15 protein-coding genes and 1 pseudogene are annotated in these 17,302 nt (G+C 65.2%); 6 read left to right on the top strand and 10 right to left on the bottom strand.

What is annotated here, in order from left to right; translation table 11 throughout:
• Positions 1-49: 49 nt before the first annotated feature.
• The gene (locus tag IB274_RS20305; RefSeq protein WP_318652901.1) at positions 50-1,540 is read right to left on the bottom strand and encodes an aldehyde dehydrogenase family protein; all 1,491 of its coding nucleotides are present in this window, start codon (positions 1,538-1,540) and stop codon (positions 50-52) included.
• Between the two features lie 120 nt (positions 1,541-1,660).
• On the opposite strand from IB274_RS20305, the gene IB274_RS20300 reads away from it, so the two are divergent.
• Positions 1,661-2,554, top strand: coding sequence for a LysR family transcriptional regulator (locus IB274_RS20300; RefSeq protein WP_192434170.1), 894 nt, complete (start codon positions 1,661-1,663; stop codon positions 2,552-2,554).
• Between the two features lie 10 nt (positions 2,555-2,564).
• Here the strand turns inward: IB274_RS20300 and IB274_RS20295 are convergent, their stop codons facing one another.
• Positions 2,565-3,257, bottom strand: coding sequence for an NUDIX hydrolase (locus IB274_RS20295; RefSeq protein WP_192434168.1), 693 nt, complete (start codon positions 3,255-3,257; stop codon positions 2,565-2,567).
• A gap of 167 nt (positions 3,258-3,424) precedes the next feature.
• Here IB274_RS20295 and IB274_RS20290 point away from each other — a divergent pair, with 167 nt between their 5' ends.
• From IB274_RS20290 to nadE, 3 genes are read left to right on the top strand one after another with little or no spacing between them, the layout of a single operon-like run.
• Positions 3,425-4,072 carry a nicotinamidase gene (locus tag IB274_RS20290; protein ID WP_192434166.1) on the top strand — a complete coding sequence of 216 codons (648 nt, stop codon included), beginning with the start codon at positions 3,425-3,427 and terminating at the stop codon, positions 4,070-4,072.
• A 2-nt stretch (positions 4,073-4,074) separates the two neighbouring features.
• Positions 4,075-5,274, top strand: a complete 1,200-nt coding sequence (pncB, locus tag IB274_RS20285; RefSeq protein WP_192434163.1) for a nicotinate phosphoribosyltransferase — start codon at positions 4,075-4,077, stop codon at positions 5,272-5,274.
• 32 nt (positions 5,275-5,306) lie between these two features.
• On the top strand, positions 5,307-6,134 hold the full coding sequence (gene nadE, locus IB274_RS20280) for an ammonia-dependent NAD(+) synthetase (RefSeq protein WP_192434161.1): 828 nt from the start codon (positions 5,307-5,309) through the stop codon (positions 6,132-6,134).
• A gap of 52 nt (positions 6,135-6,186) precedes the next feature.
• On the opposite strand, the gene trhA is transcribed toward nadE, so the two are convergent.
• Positions 6,187-6,813, bottom strand: coding sequence for a PAQR family membrane homeostasis protein TrhA (gene trhA, locus IB274_RS20275; RefSeq protein ID WP_192434151.1), 627 nt, complete (start codon positions 6,811-6,813; stop codon positions 6,187-6,189).
• A 125-nt stretch (positions 6,814-6,938) separates the two neighbouring features.
• On the bottom strand, positions 6,939-7,385 hold the full coding sequence (gene azu, locus IB274_RS20270) for an azurin (protein WP_045216277.1): 447 nt from the start codon (positions 7,383-7,385) through the stop codon (positions 6,939-6,941).
• A 368-nt stretch (positions 7,386-7,753) separates the two neighbouring features.
• On the opposite strand from azu, the gene IB274_RS20265 reads away from it, so the two are divergent.
• Positions 7,754-8,341, top strand: coding sequence for a TIGR00730 family Rossman fold protein (locus IB274_RS20265; protein ID WP_192225241.1), 588 nt, complete (start codon positions 7,754-7,756; stop codon positions 8,339-8,341).
• Between the two features lie 7 nt (positions 8,342-8,348).
• On the opposite strand, the gene IB274_RS20260 is transcribed toward IB274_RS20265, so the two are convergent.
• The 6 genes from IB274_RS20260 to IB274_RS20235 form a co-directional block, all read right to left on the bottom strand.
• Positions 8,349-8,750 carry a type IV pilin protein gene (locus tag IB274_RS20260; RefSeq protein WP_192434149.1) on the bottom strand — a complete coding sequence of 134 codons (402 nt, stop codon included), beginning with the start codon at positions 8,748-8,750 and terminating at the stop codon, positions 8,349-8,351.
• A gap of 1 nt (position 8,751) precedes the next feature.
• Positions 8,752-11,952, bottom strand: coding sequence for a pilus assembly protein (locus IB274_RS20255; RefSeq protein ID WP_192434147.1), 3,201 nt, complete (start codon positions 11,950-11,952; stop codon positions 8,752-8,754).
• Positions 11,953-11,999: 47 nt separating this feature from the next.
• Positions 12,000-12,455 (bottom strand): PilX N-terminal domain-containing pilus assembly protein, encoded by a 456-nt coding sequence (locus IB274_RS20250; protein ID WP_192434145.1) that lies wholly within the window; start codon positions 12,453-12,455, stop codon positions 12,000-12,002.
• Positions 12,456-12,468: 13 nt separating this feature from the next.
• Positions 12,469-13,407 (bottom strand): PilW family protein, encoded by a 939-nt coding sequence (locus tag IB274_RS20245; protein WP_192434143.1) that lies wholly within the window; start codon positions 13,405-13,407, stop codon positions 12,469-12,471.
• A gap of 1 nt (position 13,408) precedes the next feature.
• Positions 13,409-13,882 carry a type IV pilus modification protein PilV gene (gene pilV / locus IB274_RS20240; RefSeq protein ID WP_192434141.1) on the bottom strand — a complete coding sequence of 158 codons (474 nt, stop codon included), beginning with the start codon at positions 13,880-13,882 and terminating at the stop codon, positions 13,409-13,411.
• 241 nt (positions 13,883-14,123) lie between these two features.
• Complete coding sequence (locus IB274_RS20235) at positions 14,124-14,417, bottom strand: LasR-specific antiactivator QslA (RefSeq protein WP_192434139.1); 294 nt, start codon at positions 14,415-14,417, stop codon at positions 14,124-14,126.
• A gap of 506 nt (positions 14,418-14,923) precedes the next feature.
• On the opposite strand from IB274_RS20235, the pseudogene IB274_RS20230 reads away from it, so the two are divergent.
• Positions 14,924-17,296 (top strand): annotated as a pseudogene (locus IB274_RS20230) (type VI secretion system Vgr family protein).
• Positions 17,297-17,302: the final 6 nt, after the last annotated feature.

Raw genomic sequence — 17,302 nt, 5'->3', positions numbered from 1 at the left:
TAACCGCAAGGGGTTATTCGCCCTACGTTGAGCGCGCGGAAACTCTGCCTCAATCGAAGACTATGCCCTGGGCCAGCGGCAGTTCCCGCGAGTAGTTCACGGTGTTGGTCTGCCGGCGCATGTAGCCCTTCCAGGCGTCGGAGCCGGATTCGCGGCCGCCGCCGGTTTCCTTCTCGCCACCGAAGGCGCCGCCGATCTCCGCGCCACTGGGGCCGATGTTGACGTTGGCAATGCCGCAGTCGCTGCCCACCGCCGAGATGAAGGCTTCCGCCTCGCGCAGGTCGGTGGTGAAGATGCACGACGACAGGCCCTGGGGCACGCCGTTGTTCAGCGCCAGCGCATCGTTGAAGTCCTGGTAGGGCACCACGTAGAGGATCGGCGCGAAAGTCTCGCTGCGCACCACGTCGCTCTGCTCGGGCATCTCGACGATGGCCGGCGACACGTAATAGGCCTCGGGGAATTTGTCGGCCAGCTGGCGCTCGCCGCCGAATACCACGCCACCCTCGCCGCGCGCCTGCTCCAGTGCTCCCTGCATGGCCAGGAAGCTGCGCTCGTCGATCAGCGGGCCGACCAGGTTGCCCTCCAGCGGATGGCCGATACGCACCTTGGCGTAAGCGGTCTTCAGGCGGCTGACGAACTCGTCCTTCACCGACTCGTGGGCGATCAGCCGGCGCAAGGTGGTGCAGCGCTGCCCGGCGGTGCCGACGGCGCTGAACAGCACGGCGCGCACGGCCATGTCGAGGTCGGCGCTGGGCGACAGGATCATCGCGTTGTTGCCGCCCAGTTCGAGGATGCTACGGCCGAAACGGGCCGCCACGCGCGGGCCGACTTCGCTGCCCATGCGGGTGCTGCCGGTGGCGCTGACCAGGGCGACGCGCACGTCGTCCACCAGTGTTTCGCCAGCGCTGCGATCGCCGATCACCACTTGGCTGAGATACGCCGGGGCGTCACCGAACTTGCTCAGTGCGCGCTCGAACAGCGCCTGGCAGGCCAAAGCAGTCAGCGGGGTCTTTTCCGACGGTTTCCACACTACCGAGTTGCCGCAGACCAGCGCCAGCGCGGTGTTCCAAGACCAAACGGCGACCGGGAAGTTGAAGGCGCTGATCACGCCGACCACCCCCAGCGGATGCCAGGTCTCGCGCATGTGATGGCCGGGGCGCTCGGAGGCGATGGTCAGGCCGTAGAGCTGGCGCGACAGGCCGACGGCGAAATCGCAGATGTCGATCATTTCCTGCACTTCGCCCAGGCCTTCCTGGGTGATCTTGCCGGCCTCCCAGGACACCAGCTCGCCGAGCGCCGCCTTGCTCGCCCGCAGCTCCTCGCCGAACAGCCGCACCAGTTCGCCACGGCGCGGCGCCGGCACCTTGCGCCAGGCGTCGAAGGCATGGGCGGCGCGGCCGATCTTCTGCTCCACCTCGGCGGCGCTTTCCAGGCGCACTGCGCCCAGGCGGCTGCCGTCGATGGGAGAGTGGATAACCTGATCGCCACCAGTAACCAGGCGGGCGTCGACGCCGAGGGATTCGAGCAATGCGGAAATCATGCGGACTCCAGTTCGTTTCAGATGACCTGACGGAATGCCAGCAGTAATAAACGGCTTGCGGAGGCACAACAAACGACGTTTCCTATGCATATCATTCCGTAAATTCATGAACTGCCCGCCATGCTGAGCAAACGCCACCTGCCGTCCATGACCGCCCTGCAATGCTTCGAAGCGGTGGCGCGGCACCTGAGTTTCACCCGTGCCTCCGAAGAGCTGAACCTGACCCAGAGCGCGGTCAGCAAGCAGGTGGCGCAGTTGGAGGAAATGCTCCAGCATCTGCTGTTCCGCCGTGTGCGCCGTCGCCTGCAATTGACCCCGGCGGGCGACCTGTACCTGGTGGAAGTGCGCAAGATCCTCACGCAGGTGGAGATGTCCACCCACTACCTGCTGTCCTACGGCGGCGAGACAGAGGTGCTGCGCGTGGCTACCCCGCCGACCTTCGGCGCGCGCTGGCTGATCCCAAGGCTGAACGGCTGGCGTCACCGCCACCCGAACATCCACCTGGACCTGCGCCAGGAACTGGAACCAGGCGACCTGCTGCAGTCGCGCTGCGACATCGCGTTCTTCTTCGGTGCCGCCACTCTGCCGGGCGCGGAATGCGTGGCGCTGTTCGGCGAGGAGATGGTGCCGGTGTGCTCACCGACGATCCTGCCGCCGCAGCCGCTGGCCGATCCGACCCAGCTGGCGGACCTGGTCCTGCTGCAGAACGCCACGCGCCAGGAAGCCTGGCACGAGTGGTTCCTCAGCCTCGGCCAGCACAGCGAGCACAGCTACCACGGGCCGCGCTTCGACACCTTCTACATGTGCATCCGCGCAGCGCAAGCCGGCTGCGGCGTGGCGCTGCTGCCGCGCTTCCTGGTGGAAGAAGAACTGAACGAGGGCAAGCTGGTGATCGCCTGGCAGCACGGCCTGCAGAGCCGCAGCGGCTACTACCTGGCTTACCCCGAGCATGCGGCGGCGGTACCCAAGGTCAGGGCGTTCGTGGAGTGGATCGGGGAGCGGATGGAGGGCTAGCGCCCAGCGCTCAGACCAGCAGGCTCCGATCAAACACGAACGCCCCATCCCCCTGCGGCGTGAAGCGCAGGACATGCTGCGGCCGGCCCATCGGCGGCTGGTGGCGTTCACCGGTGTCTTCCACCCAACCTGCCGCCTTCATCCGCTCCAGCCGACCGCGCAGGCTGGAATGCTGGATTTCCTCACCGATGGACCACTCGAAGGCCTTCAGCGCCTCAGCCACGGTGAAGCGCTCCGGCAGCAGGTGCAGCGGCAACGCGCTGTACACCGACTTGCCAGCCAGCCGCTCACAGGCCTGCTGCACCAGTTGGGTGTGGTCGAAAGGCAAGGCAAAGCGCTCACTGCGCACGGCATCCAGTGGCACGAAGTCCAGGTCGTCGGCGGCCAACTCAGTGTCCGGCGCCACCAGCACCAAATAGAACACGCTAAGCGACCAGCCACGCGGGTCGCGTACCGCATTGCCCACAGTCGCCACCTGCTCCATGTACGCCGGCTTCACCCGCGCCTTTTCGCGCAGGGCGCGCAGGGCGGCATCATCCAGGCCATGGTCGGCACAGCGGCCGTTGATCAGCACGCCGGGCAGCGCCCATTGACCCTCGAACGGCGCCTGGGTGCGGCGGATCAACAGCAGCTCCAATCCGTGCTCGGGATTCAGGCGCAGCGCCACGATATCCACGGTGGCCAGCACTTCAGCGGTACTCATCGATGCTCCTCAAATGCTTCCTCGCAGGAAGAAGCCTGAGACTTATTTCACCATGTACAGAAAGCATCTTCCACCTCCGAGTATTTTTATCTTTCTGCTTGACGACTTATTTCATGTCGTGAATTATGTAGCCACGACAGGCCACAAACGGTCAAGCGGAGGCTTCCATGAACCTGATCGCCAGCTTCGATGTAGACGCCCAGAAGAGCTTCACCCCGCTCTGCCCCAACGAGCTACCGGTGCCCGGCGGTGACGCCATCGGCGGCGCCCTCAACCTGATGGCCGAACGCGCCAGCCTGCGCCTGGGCAGCAAGGACGCCCACAGCCCGCAAGCGCCCTGGGTAGTGAGCGAGCCGGCACAGATGCTGCAACCGCTCGCCCTGCCCAACGCCAACCTCACCTGGGTCAGCCACTGCGTGCCGGGCACGCAGGGCTTCGAATTGCTGGACGAGCTGCCCAAGCCGATGGACTACGACTTCTTCATCTGGAAGGGCGTGGAGCCGGACCTGCACCCCTACGGTGCGTGCTACCACGACCTGGCGGAACGGCGCAGCACCGGTGTGATCGAATACCTGCGGCAGAACGCTGTCAGCCATGTACTGGTGGGCGGCCTGGCGCTGGACTACTGCGTGAAGACCACCGCTCTGCAGCTGCGCCGTGCCGGCTTCCAGGTGCTGCTGTACCTGCCGGCCTGCCGCGCCATTGCGGAGGAAACCGCGAAGATCGCCTGTGCCGAAATGCGCAGCGCCGGGATTCTGCTCTGCGCGGACGAGAACGAACTGGACGAGGCCCTCATGGGCATCAGGGAGAATTGATCATGGCCGAGAGCGTGTTTGCCGACAGCATCGTGCAGAACCTGCTGGACACCGACTTCTACAAGCTGACGATGATGCAGGCTGTGCTGCACAACTACCCCAACGCCGAAGTAGAGTGGGAATTCCGCTGCCGCAACGCAGAAGACCTGCGCCCGTACCTGGCGGAAATCCGCTACCAGATCGAGCGCCTGGCCGAGCTGGAAGCCACGCCGGACCAGTTGGCCTTCCTCGAACGCATCCCGTTCATCAAGCCGGATTTCATCCGCTTCCTCAGCCTGTTCCGCTTCAACCTGCGCTACGTGCACACCAGCATCGAGGACGGCCAGTTGGCCATCCGCCTGCGCGGGCCATGGCTGCACGTGATCCTCTTCGAGGTGCCGCTGCTGGCCATCGTCAGCGAGGTGCGCAACCGCTATCGCTACCGCGAGGTGGTGCTGGAGCAGGTCGGCGAGCAGCTCTATCGCAAGCTCGACTGGCTCGCCGGCAACGCCAGCGCGGAGGAGCTGAAGGAATTCCAGGTCGCCGATTTCGGTACCCGCCGGCGCTTCTCCTACCGCACCCAGGAAGAAGTCGTGCACATCCTCAAGCGCGACTTCCCCGGCCGCTTCGTCGGCACCAGCAACGTACACCTGGCCCGCGAGTTCGACGTGAAGCCCATCGGCACTATGGCCCACGAATGGCTGATGGCGCACCAGCAACTCGGCCCGCGGCTGATCGACAGCCAGATCGCCGCGCTGGACTGCTGGGTACGCGAGTACCGTGGCCAGTTGGGCATCGCGCTGACCGACTGCATTACCATGGACGCCTTCCTGGGCGACTTCGACCTGTACTTCGCCAAGCTCTTCGATGGCCTGCGCCACGACTCGGGCGACCCGCTGGTCTGGGCCGAAAAGGCCATCGCCCACTACCGCCGCCTGGGCATCGACCCGATGACCAAGACCCTGGTGTTCTCCGACGGCCTCGATATGCCCAAGGCGTTGCAGCTCTTCCGCGCATTGCGTGGCAAGATCAACACCAGCTTCGGTATCGGCACCAACCTGACCTGCGACATTCCCGGTGTGGAACCGATGAACATCGTGATCAAGATGACGGCCTGCAACGGCCACCCCGTGGCGAAGATTTCCGACACGCCGGGCAAGACCCAATGCCGCGACGAGAACTTCGTCGCCTACCTGCGCCACGTCTTCAAGGTGCCGGTGTAACCCTTTTTCCGCTTTCCACAGGAGCCCTCCAGATGAAAGACACACAGGCCGCCATCGCCAGAGAACTCAACGTGCAGCCACCCTTCCAGTCCGACGCCGAGCTGCAGGCCGAGATCCAGCGGCGCGTGCGCTTCATCCAGGACTGCCTTAAGGGTTCGGGGATGAAGACCCTGGTGCTGGGTATCAGCGGCGGCGTCGACTCGCTCACCGCCGGCATGCTATGCCAGCGGGCCGTGGAAGGCCTGCGCGCCGAGACCGGCAACCAGGACTACCGCTTCCTCGCCGTACGCCTGCCGTACAACGTGCAGGGCGACGAGCAGGACGCCCAGGACTCGGTGGACGTCATCGCCCCCGACGAGCGCCACACCGTAAACATCGGCCCGGCCGTACAAGCGCTGGCCGCCGAGACCCAGGCGCTGGAAGACCTGGCCCCGGCCACCCGCGACTTCGCCCTGGGCAACACCAAGGCGCGTGTGCGCATGGTCGCCCAGTACACCATCGCCAACGCCCGTGCCGGCCTGGTGGTCGGCACCGACCACGCCGCCGAGGCGGTGATGGGCTTCTTCACCAAGTTCGGCGACGGTGCCTGCGACCTCGCCCCGCTCACCGGCCTGGTGAAGAACCAGGTGCGCAGCATTGCCCGCAGCCTCGGCGCGCCGGAGCATCTGGTGGAGAAAGTGCCGACCGCCGACCTCGAAGACCTCGCCCCCGGCAAGCCGGACGAGCACGCCCACGGCGTGACCTACAAGGAAATCGATGCCTTCCTGCACGGCCAGGACGTCGGCCAGGAGGCCTTCGACATCATCGTTCGCACCTTCGAGAAGACCCGCCACAAGCGCGCACTGCCCACCGCGCCGTAAGCGAACGGCAGCCGTTGGCGCGGAAGCAGTCCCGCGTCAACGGCTCAAGGATTCAGTGCTGGGGAATGACGTAGCGCCAGATGGCGATGAAGTGCAGCAGGCTGCCGGCGATCACGAACAAATGCCAAATGCCGTGCCAGTGGCGGAAGCGGCTGTCGTAGGCGAAGAAGATGATGCCGATGGTGTAGCAAGCCCCGCCGCCCACCAGCCAGGCGAACCCCGCTCCGCCCAGCGCGCGGTACAGCGGGCCGACCGCGATCAGCACGATCCAGCCCATCACCGCGTAGATAATGATCGACAGCACCCGCGCCTCGGAGCGCGGCTTGATCTCCTGCAGCATGCCAATCACCGCCATCGACCAGACGATGCCGAACAGCGTCCAGCCCCAGGGCCCTTTCAGCGTCACCAGGCAGAACGGCGTGTAGCTCCCGGCGATCAGCAGGTAGATCGACAGGTGATCGAGCTTGCGCAGGATGACCTTCGCCCGCCCCCGCACGCTGTGGTAGAGCGTCGAAATGCTGTAGAGCATGGTCAGCGTCGTGCCATACACCGCCACGCTGACGATGCGCAGCGGCTCGCCCACCAGGCTGGTGGCCACCAGCAGCCAGATGCCGCCCACCAGCGCCAGTACAGCGCCGATCAGGTGGGTCCAGGCGTTGAAGCGTTCACCGTGGTACATGCATCCCCCCTTACGTTTTCAACCACGCAGCACCTGACTCCGATTTATGAAATAAAAACCGTGAAATAAAAAGCCCGACCAAGGGTCGGGCTTTCTCGATCAGCCAATTTTCGAAGAAAGCCGGATCACTTCACCGCCAGGGTGCCCTTCATCATGGCCGAGTGGCCCGGGAAGGAGCAGAAGAAGGCGTACTCATCGCCAGCCTTCAGCTTGGACACATCAAAGGTCACCGAATCCTTCTCGCCGGAGCCGATGATCTTGGTGTGGGCGATCACGCGGGTGTCACCTTCTTTCACGTAGTTCTTGTCCAGACCAGCGGCCATGCCGTCCGTCACCACGCCCTGCATGTCAGCGGCGGTGGTCAGGACCCAGTTATGACCCATTACGTTCTTCGGCAGGCTGCCCGGGTGGGACAGGTTCACAGTGAAGGTCTTGCAGCTCTTGTCGACGCTGATGGCGTTGGTGCTGAACTGCATCTGGTCGTTGCCCTGGATGTCCACGGAGCATTCGGCGGCCAGCAGCGGGGCACTGAACAGGCCAAGCAGGGATACAGCGGCGAGTTTACGGAACATGACATGCCTCCTAGGCAGGTTGGGCGGAGAATCCTGAAGGGGAAGACTGCCCGAACGTGATCGGGGTTCCCCTGATCTGCATCAATGGCCGTCGGCCACGTGCCAAGCACCGAACTGTCTATCAGGTCGATCAGCAGGATCAACGAGGCAGAACAGCGCACTCCGCCTAGCATAGACGTCATCCCCCGGCCCCACAGGAGCTCGCACCCATGCACCGTCTTGCGCTGTTACAAAGCCCGCTGCTACAGAACCTGCTCGCCTGCTACGCACTCGGTGCCTCCGCCGGCGGCTGCCAGGACAACTGAATTCGGCTTGGTCGCTTTCCTCGCAGCCGGTAACCTGACGGCCTGCTGAAAGAGGACAGTTCCATGACCTTGCGTTCCATCTGCGTATTCTGCGGCGCCAGCCCCGGCGCTACCCCGATCTACCAGGAAGCCGCCGAAGCCCTCGGCCGCCACCTCGCCGAGAACGGCATCCAGTTGGTCTACGGCGGCGGCGCCGTGGGCCTGATGGGCATGGTCGCCAATGCCGCTTTGGCCGCTGGCGGCGAAGTCATCGGCATCATCCCGCAGAGCCTGAAAGATGCCGAAGTCGGCCACAGCGGCCTGACGCGCCTGGAAGTGGTGGACGGCATGCACGCACGCAAGGCCCGCATGGCCGAACTGAGCGACGCCTTCATCGCCCTGCCGGGCGGCCTGGGCACCCTGGAAGAACTGTTCGAGGTCTGGACCTGGGGCCAGCTGGGCTACCACGCCAAGCCGCTGGGCCTGCTGGAAGTGAACGGCTTCTTCGATCCGCTGCTGACCTTCCTCGACCATCTGGTGCAGGAGCGCTTCGTGCGCCAGCCGCACCGCGACATGCTGCAACGCGCCGCCTCGCCCGCCGAGCTGGTCAGCGCCCTGGCCGCCTGGAAGCCCCTGGCCGCGCCCAAGTGGGTCGACCGTACGCCAACCTGATGCACGACTACCAGCAGCGCTCCGAGCTCGCGCCTCGGAGCCCGCTGCTGGCCAGCGTCAGCACCCCGCAGGCATCCCCCGCCATCGCCCCGACCGGCTCGGCCTGCAGGACATAGCCAGACTCATCCGGGTCACTGGCGAAACCCAGGCGGTAGAACGCCTTCCCTGCATCGCGTGGCGACTGGTCGAATGCAAGCGTTGCGCCAACGTAGCTGCCACGACTGGTGTAGAAGCGCTCCAGCGACTGCGCCAACTCCACCAGCGACTTCTGCGCGTCCACCCGGCGCACCCGCTGGATGTGATCCTGATACGCCGGCAGGGCGATACCCAGCAGGACCCCGATCAGGGTCAGGCAGACCAGCGACTCCACCAGCGTGAAGCCGCCAGCGCGTTCGTTCGGCGATGTCATTTCACCGAGACTCCCACCAGGCCTTGCGCCCGGAATCACGGGGTACATTGATTCTCTGCTCCTGCGGCCTGCCATCGCGATCCACATCCATGATGCGCAGAGCACCGCCCGGATCGGATTGCAGAAGCGCTCCGCTGGTCCGCTGCGCTGCGTCGCCGCCCGTCATGACAGCGCCCGACAGGCCACCTGCCAGCCGCTCTCCGCTGCCGATATCCAGTACCACTGAAGCGTAAGCGAGAGGGTCGCTGCAGGGGTCGTCTCCCGGTGCGATCAGGTTGAACAACACCAGCTTCCCATCGCGTATCTGCGGCTGCTCCACCACGCGCGAGCCATCCGCCGGCAGGTCGAGATACCAGCCGCGAGCACCATCCGTGTCGGGCACCGGTAGAAGATCAGACCGCCCGACCATGGCCCGCCCATCGTCGAGAACGCCATAAAGACTTTCAGTCTTCGCCGACGGTTCGTCATCACCCACGCGGTAAAAGCGGCCGGTGCCGAACAACACTCGCACTTGTCCGCTACGATCCAGGGCGGCCGCCACCGGCGCGCTGATTGCCTGCGGAGCCCCATCTGGCGCCAGCGCCCGGAACAGAGGCTTGCCGGCCAGCGACGGAGGGATCGCTGAGCCGCCGTCCTCTTCGTCCGCCAAATCCACGCGCCAGAGATTCCCGAGACTGTCACCCACATAAAGGCGGTTGGCGGTTACGTCGCCCGTGCTGCTGATGACCGTCACCGGTCCCAGGTCGCCGGCCTCGGGCAGATGGACGCGCTTGTGCACATGACCATCCGCCGCATCGAGCAACCAGATGTCCCCGCCCCGGCTTTCCGGGTCCCTGGCGCCGGAGGACACCGCCACCACAAACCGTCCCCGCCCGAGGGCCATCAGGCTTGGCCGCCCCAGCGTGTAGCCGAGATCAGGGTGGGCGAACTCCCAGAGCACACTGCCGGGCCGAACGCGCTCCGGGTCGGTCACGTCCAGCGCAAACAGGCTGTTACCACCCGCTCCGGTGCTGCCCAGCAGCAGGGTCCGCCACTCCCGGCTGATCCAGGCGTTACCCACAACAGGTGACCCATCGACGTAAAAGCGGTGGGCATAGCCGGGATCGGCCAGCTCGCGAAGATGCCCCAGCACAGCCGCCGGCACATAGGCGAACAACTCGCGCCCATCGCGCGCATCGAAGCCATGCAGCATGCCGTCGTTGGCGCCCACTGCCACCAGCGGCGCGCGCTGCTGGTATTGCTCGCTGGCAAGAAACTCCCGGTAGCCAGCGCCTAATGGCTTGGGCAGCTCACCGTAGGGCTGCGGGTCGTGCCAGGAATAGACCGGGCGCGAGCCAACGATGTCGCCCAGCCTGCCGGTGCGCAGGCGGAACGGCAAATTGCTGCCCGGCTCCTGGCGTTCGTGGAGGCGCGAGCCACGCAGGTAGTCGACCAGCAACTCGCCCTGCTCGCCTCCCAGTCTGCGGCGCTGCTCGTCATCCAGGGCACTCCAGGCGAAGGACATGCCGGCGCGCGCGATCAGCCCCCCATCCGCCCCGGCCGCGGCGGGCCGCATTGTGAGAATGTTCCGCCCAGCCAGTTGCGCTTCGCTCAGCGCATCCAGATTCCGTGCTGCGGACCATCGCGGCTGTTGCTCACCTTCGCGCCATAGTTGCAGGTCTCCGCTCCAATGCCGCCGCGCCAGCAAGGTACTGAACCACTCGCCGGGGCTCAGGCCGGCACTGAAATTGCCAATGCTCCGAGGGTCATCGTCGGCCGCTCGGGCAAATGCCTGCTTTAGCTCATCACGTAGTTGCTCGGGCTCGGCGAGCCTCAGCAGATTGGCCGGCCAGCCATCCGCGCCTTGCCACGTGCTGTCCGGCAGCGGTGATGTGCGCACATAGGAGTGGCCACGCGAGAAGGCAAAGCCGCCGTACTGGGCCGCCAGCCACAGGGCGCTGCCCGGTCCGGACACATCACGGAAAGATGCAAGCCAGTAGGTGGAGGCGCTCTGCCGACCGGGCAGGTCCGGGCGCAGATCGCGCACATGGGCGTCATAGGCCAGGCCTGCCAGCGCGAGTGAAGCGGCGGAGCCTGCGCCCCCTTGCATGGCTGTCACCTGCTGCGTCGCCTGAGCAAGCGCTGGATCGCCAAGACGGAGCAAACTCGCGCCGGCCTCGCCCTCGCCCGCGCCGCCGATTCCGAGCATGGCGTTGCGTTGGCAGGCGTAGGTGAGCGGGTCCGCGTGATCTCCCTGATGGCGCAGATAGCGGGTGCCGGCATGCAGCAACTCACCTGGGTCATCGAAGGGCAGTAACGGGGCCTCGTCGAAGCGGTGGAGCGTGGCGATCACGCCAGCCGGCCGGTCGATGAAGACTCCGGTCTGTGCCGACCACTCCTTGAGCGGGTTATCCCGCCCATCATCCAGCCACGGACCGACGAACTTCTGCGGCGCGCGCAGCACCGCTCCCGTTTCGCTATCAGACCGGCCAAACAGGCTGAAGCGCAGGCGCCCGGCGTATTGCTGCAGCAATCCCTCGGGCTTGTGGTGCTCACCATGGCGCTGGCAGTTACGTTCCAGCTGGCCGGCAACACAGACCTGCACGCGCACCGCGAGCCGGTAGGTCGTCGCTGGCAAAAGCGGCTCTACGGGCAAGAACTCCTGCGGCTCGCCAGGAAACTCCGGACTGCGACTCAGCAACAGGTTGCGCTCCTCTCCCGCTACACGCAGGTACAGCGTTATGCCGGAGAACGGCGTAGCACCCTCCACGGTGTCGAAAGGCAGAAGACGATCCGGGAAGACGCCGTCCCACTCGAGATTCCGCCCCTTCTGCAACACCGTCAGCCCGACGCTGTCGATGAAACGATCGCCCCCGGTCAGCACAGAGCGATACACGTCGATGTTCTGCGCCGTTGCCCAGTTGAGGAAGTTACCGCTCCAGGCCTGCCGACAGAGATGGGTCAGTGCCGGGCCGACGGGCTGGAAATAGCGCTCCGTCCCGGCTTCGTCAAAGCGGTAGGCGTAGCACTTGTCCGGGTCGAAGTAGCCGAAGTACCGCTCGCCGGTGGCGTAGACAAGGCTCGGATTGGCAGCCGCCGCCGTCGCCCCGTGGGCCGAGGACGGAAGCAGCAGGATGTTGCCTGGAGCACCGCTGGCGACCTGCAGCGGTACCTGGCTGACCGGCGCTGCCGACAGCGCGCCCGCCAGAGTGGCACCCGCCATCAGGGAACAGAGTCTTCCGAGCCTCACGGCCACCTCCTTGGTACGCGCTAACGGATGAAATAGATGCTGCTCAGCCGGACACTGGAAACTGGCTCCCCTGAAGGCTGGCGACGGGCGCCGAAGCCTTCGGCACGCACCTCGATGGCGACACCACTGGCCGAGCCGCCCTTGCCGACTTCCAGCCCTTCGCTGGCTAGCCAGCGCAGGAAGCGCAGCCGGTAGACCGGCTGCGCCGCGCTCGCGGCAAAGCCAGCAGACACGCCTTCGGCTGCGTCCAGAGAGGTCATCGGGCCGTCGCGCCGATAGCGCGCCAGTGCCGCCGTTTCACCGGCCCGCAGCGCTGCTTCCGCCGCCTGGAAGGCCATCTGCCGATCACGCAGGTTGCCGGCCATGCGTTCTTCCAGCTGCACCATGTGCATGCCCGCCAGGCCAATGAGTGTGAGCAGCAACAGCATGACCAGCGAGACCAGCAGCACCGCCCCGCACTCGGTTTCATGGCGCATCGCAGACCTCCCTTCATGGCAAAAGATTGCGCAGCGTAATGGTGCTGCTCATCACCAGCCGCAGTCGTCGCTCCGCATTCGGTGGAACGGTTCGGCCGTCGAACTGCAGCGCCTTGGGCGCCTCGTCGACCTCGCGGGTCTGGCTCTGCAGCAACAGGCTGACGCGCACCGTACGTACCCGCCGCCAGTCGCCCGTGGTCATTTCCCGCGCCGCCTTGTAGGCCGCCACCGCCTCGCTGCCCGCCCCTGCCACGCCATAGCGCAGGCTCATGCCGGCGACGCCGTTGACCAGTTCTTCGGTGTTCGGCTTGAAGGAGGTCTGGCTGTTGTCGGTCACGAACAGCCCCGGCGTCCCGTCGACGCCACGGCCGATCCAGTAGATCGCGTAGCGGTAGGGGTAGACCCGCGTGGCGGGCGCCAGGAAGTGCTCCAGAGAACGATCCGCCAACAGGCTCGCCGCATTCCCGGCATTGCGCAGCAGCAAGCAGGACTGCTGATCGCTGAGCAGATAGAAGGCTCCTGCGACCGCACTCGATGAGACGAGGAACATTCGGTTCGCGCTGATCGAACGCGCCTCGAGAACAGGGTCGGACGCGTAGCGCAGCAGCACAGCGTCCGTGTTCGCCAGACGCCCGGAAGGCACCCAGGCGGCTGCCGGCATTCCCGCGCCATACCCTTCGACTGGCGAGCGCTCCACGGCGTACTGCGCGTCACCGACGCCACTGGCATTGATCAGGGCGCCGGTACAGGCGCCTGTGAATCCGGCATTACGCAGGTCCTGTGCCATGGCCTCCAGCGCGAAGCGGCCATTCTCCTGCAGCTCGGCCAGCGCCACACCGCTCTGATAGCTGCGCTTGCTGCCGACGACGACCTGGATGACGCCCGCCAGGAGCAGCAGGCCGAGCGCCATGGCGACCAGCAGCTCGACCAGCGAAAGCCCGCGCTGGCGCATGTCAGAGGCCTGTCCGGTAGGTGAAGGTTTCCCAGGCATTGCCCGCCTCCGCCAGTCGCTGCCGAGCACGCCGTTCGCTCCAGCGCACAGCGATCACCGCGCTATACAGATCGCCGCTGCGGGTTACCGTCACCGAGCCGCTACCCGATCCACCGAGCGTCTCGCAGACATCGGCCTGCCATTGGCCAAGATCGAGCTGCGCGCGTGTCGAGCCCCCGCCCTTCGGGCAGCCGGCGGCCCCGTCGATGAAGTTCAGGTCGTAGGCGCCAGCACGGGCGGAGTCGGGATTGGCGCGCAGCAGCTCCGCCATCTCGCCGGCCAGCCAGGATGCCTGGGAACGGTGCAGCGCGCTGTAACCAGCGCTGATACCGACATTCTGCAATCCCGCCAACCCCAGCAGGCCAATGCCGAGGATGAGCACCGAGATCAGAACTTCCACTAGGGTGAATCCTTCGCTGCGCTTGCCACCGTCCATGCTCATCGCCTCGCCGCTGAGGGGTAGGCCTCAAGAGTGCAAGGCGCAACGCGGCGCGGTCAGCCAGACATTTGCTGGGAGATCGAAGGGAAAAGTCCGCGCGCCAATAGTGATAGACGGAAGTGGTTAGGAAAGCGCCTGAGCCATCTGGCCGCTTGTCCGCGAGATTCAACCACCGATCCCTGTCGGCCACTCAATTCAGACACTCGCAGCTTTCGCTGCGAGTGTTCGCGTGGCGCAGCTACTGCGTAGGGCGTTCGAGCCGTCGTTCCAGTTGGGCGAGGAAGCCGATCTCAAAAGCCATGCGGTCGAGCATGGACCTTTGCAGCGTGCGGCCCTTGGTGAAGTTGCTCCAGAGCGTTTCTCCGCCCGGGGCGAACAGCCATTCGCGGGCGACCAGCGCGCCGTAGTTCATGATGAGATGGGATTCCTCCGGCCAACCCGGCGGGATTTCGAAACTGAGGGGGCGGTCGCTGCCCGGTAGAGGATGGAACCGGTTTGAGGCGGGATCGAGGGTGTTGTCGTCTGAAGACATTTGCGTAACTCCGTTTCATTGAGGTCAGGAGCTGCCGCCATTGCTGTCAAACAATGGAGGCAGACCACGCGGGGTTGACAGACCGGGAAACGGAACCGGCAGACCCCACGAGGAGGTCTCCCCGCGCGATCTGCCATAAACCCTGCAATCAGAAATCGCAGTCGTGACAAGGCCTACGAAAAGCGTTCGCCGCTTTTCGCATGCACCTGCTGGCGCAATCGCGCCGTTTCGTCGGGCTGTCAAACCCGGCCACGGATTTGGCCGTGACGGGCGCAGCATAGGGGCTGCCTTCCGAGCGGGCAAGAACAGGTGCCCGCGCAGAAGGGCTATCGGCTGAGTCTGACGTAAGTGAAGGGTTGCGGCTGTCGGCTCTATCTTTTCCCCAAGGGCAGAAAACAAACCTCGTGCTTCCATCGACCAATCGCACGAGTTCCCCGGACCGGTCCGACTGACAAGGCGACAGCCTAACTGGTGGGATGACCATTCCTCTGGAACGGACGTCCGCCATGCTCATCGATGCCGCCCACCGCTTCTTCGACCACAGCCGCCATACCCTCAAAGTCAGGGACGTCGCCGCACCGCTCGATGTCCTGGCCTTCAGCGGCGATGAGGCCCTCAGCCAGCCCTTCACCTACCGCATCGAATTCACCAGTACCCACCTCGACCTCCCCGCTGATTCGTTCCTCTGCAAGGACGCCAGCTTCAGCCTGCGCGCGCCACCCGAGCAGTTGGGTATTCCCGGCTACACGCCGCCGCTCGCTCCGCCGCTGCGTACGCTGTACGGCACGATCAGCCGCTTTTCCCTGCTTGCCATGTCACGGGACGTATCCCGCTACGAGGTGATTTTCGTCCCCCGTTTGAAGCTGCTGGGCCTCGCTCGCCAGTACCGCATTTACCAGAACCAAAGCGTGCCGGAGATCGTCGAGCAGGTGCTGCGCCGCAATGAGCTCGCAGGCCAGGATTTCCTCTTCCAGCTGACCCGCGAATATCCGCAGCGCGAACAGGTGATGCAGTACGGCGAGGACGATCTGGCCTTCATCCAGCGCCTCACCGCCGAAGTGGGCATCTGGTATCGCTTCAGCATGGATGAGCGCCTGCGCATCGAGGTGCTGGAATTCCACGACGACCAGCGTCATTACCTGCCCGCACCGCCCTTGCCACTGCGCCCGCTCTCCTCGCTGGAGTCCAGCGGCCAGGATGCCGTCTGGAACCTGCAGACCGGCCATGGGCTGGTCGTGCAACAGGTCAGCAACCGCGCCTACGACTACCGCGACGCCGGCGCTGAGCTGGACGCGAACGTCGACCTGCTCAAATCGCCGAAAACCACCTACGGCGAGGCTTACCACTACGGCGAGCCCCACCAGAAACTCGGCGACGCCTACGCCCAGGACGAAGACCTGGAGAGCGAAAGCGGCTACTTCTACGCGCGCCTCGCCCACGAACGCTACCTCAACGAACGCACGCGCCTGACCGGCCACACCAGCAGCCCCGCGCTGCTACCCGGGCAGATACTCAAGCTCGACGGCGTAGACAAAAACTTCGCACCGGGCGCGGTGATCGTCCGCCTGCACAGCAGTGCCGCCCGCGACCGCGGCTTCGAAGTGCAATTCGAAGCCATCCTCTACGACGAGCAGGTCTGCTTCCGCCCCGAAGTGCCAGCCAAACCTGTGATCGCCGGCACCATCCCCGCCCGCATCACCAGCCCGGAGCCGAACGATCTCTATGGTCACATCGATAAAGACGGCCGCTACAAGTGTCACTTCCTGTTCGACCGCGACACCTGGCCGGCAGGCCGCGAGTCACTGTGGCTGCGCCTCGCTCGGCCTTACGCGGGCGATACCTACGGCCTGCACCTACCTTTGATACAAGGCACCGAAGTACGCATCGCCTTCGAAAACGGCGACCCCGACCGCCCCTACATCGCCCACGCCATTCACGACTCTCGACATCCCGACCACGTCACCCTGAAAAACTACAAGCGCAACGTCCTGCGCACATCGGCCAACAACAAGCTGCGCCTGGATGACTCGCGCGGAAAAGAGCACATCAAGCTCAGCACCGAATACAGCGGCAAGAGCCAGCTGAATCTCGGCCATCTGGTGGATGCGCAACGGTAGCAGCGCGGCGAGGGCTTCGAACTGCGCACCGACGGCTGGGGCGCAGTGCGCGCCGGCAAGGGTGTGTTCATCAGCGCAGACGTGCAGCCCGGCGCACAAGGTCAGGTACTGGCCATGCAGGAAGCCATCGCTCGCCTGGAACAGGCTGGCGACGAGATGCAGCAGCTCTCCAGCGATGCCGAAATGTCCCAGGCCGACGCGGCCAACTATCTCGCGCAAATCGCCTTCATGCGTGAAGAGGTAGCCCAGCTCGCAGGCGCCGTCGCCCTGCTCAGCGCGCCCCAAGGCATCGCCCTCACCAGCGGCCAGCACCTGCAGGTGGCCGCCCAGCAGAACCTGATGCTCAACGCCGGCGCCGAGGCGGACATCAGCGTCGCCAAGCGCCTGTTCGCCGGCATCGGCGAAGGCATGAGCCTGTTCGTCCGCAAGCTCGGCATGAAGATCTTCGCCAACCACGGCGCGGTGCAAATCCAGGCACAGAACGACCGCATGGAACTGCTCGCCCGCAAGGCCGTGGACATCACCAGCACCGAGAACGAAATCCATATCACCGCCAAGAAGGCAATCGTCATCAACGCTGGCGGCAGCTACCTCCGCATGGATCAGCACAGCATCGAGTACGGCACCCAGGGTGACTACCTGATCAAGTCGCCGCATTACGAGTATCGAGGGCCGGCCAGTCTGCACCCGGACATCCCGTTCCTGCCGCGCGAATCCACCGGCGAAGCGAAGAAGAAATCCATCTACCCACTGTCGCTCTGACTAGGC

This window comes from Pseudomonas sp. PDM18 (assembly GCF_014852585.1).
Lineage (GTDB): Bacteria > Pseudomonadota > Gammaproteobacteria > Pseudomonadales > Pseudomonadaceae > Pseudomonas.
Note: the sequence above shows the minus strand (reverse complement) of the source record. Positions and strands in the feature narration are given on the sequence as shown.

Coding starts and splice junctions, on each gene's coding strand:
- IB274_RS20250 (WP_192434145.1), bottom strand. CDS start 12,455: ATGCGCCATGAAACCGAGTGCGGGGCGGTGCTGCTGGTCTCGCTGGTC.
- pilV (WP_192434141.1), bottom strand. CDS start 13,882: ATGGACGGTGGCAAGCGCAGCGAAGGATTCACCCTAGTGGAAGTTCTG.
- azu (WP_045216277.1), bottom strand. CDS start 7,385: ATGTTCCGTAAACTCGCCGCTGTATCCCTGCTTGGCCTGTTCAGTGCC.
- IB274_RS20255 (WP_192434147.1), bottom strand. CDS start 11,952: ATGGCGGGTGCCACTCTGGCGGGCGCGCTGTCGGCAGCGCCGGTCAGC.
- IB274_RS20305 (WP_318652901.1), bottom strand. CDS start 1,540: ATGATTTCCGCATTGCTCGAATCCCTCGGCGTCGACGCCCGCCTGGTT.
- IB274_RS20235 (WP_192434139.1), bottom strand. CDS start 14,417: ATGTCTTCAGACGACAACACCCTCGATCCCGCCTCAAACCGGTTCCAT.
- trhA (WP_192434151.1), bottom strand. CDS start 6,813: ATGTACCACGGTGAACGCTTCAACGCCTGGACCCACCTGATCGGCGCT.
- IB274_RS20245 (WP_192434143.1), bottom strand. CDS start 13,407: ATGCGCCAGCGCGGGCTTTCGCTGGTCGAGCTGCTGGTCGCCATGGCG.
- IB274_RS20300 (WP_192434170.1), top strand. CDS start 1,661: ATGCTGAGCAAACGCCACCTGCCGTCCATGACCGCCCTGCAATGCTTC.
- IB274_RS20260 (WP_192434149.1), bottom strand. CDS start 8,750: ATGACATCGCCGAACGAACGCGCTGGCGGCTTCACGCTGGTGGAGTCG.
- nadE (WP_192434161.1), top strand. CDS start 5,307: ATGAAAGACACACAGGCCGCCATCGCCAGAGAACTCAACGTGCAGCCA.
- IB274_RS20265 (WP_192225241.1), top strand. CDS start 7,754: ATGACCTTGCGTTCCATCTGCGTATTCTGCGGCGCCAGCCCCGGCGCT.
- IB274_RS20295 (WP_192434168.1), bottom strand. CDS start 3,257: ATGAGTACCGCTGAAGTGCTGGCCACCGTGGATATCGTGGCGCTGCGC.
- IB274_RS20290 (WP_192434166.1), top strand. CDS start 3,425: ATGAACCTGATCGCCAGCTTCGATGTAGACGCCCAGAAGAGCTTCACC.
- pncB (WP_192434163.1), top strand. CDS start 4,075: ATGGCCGAGAGCGTGTTTGCCGACAGCATCGTGCAGAACCTGCTGGAC.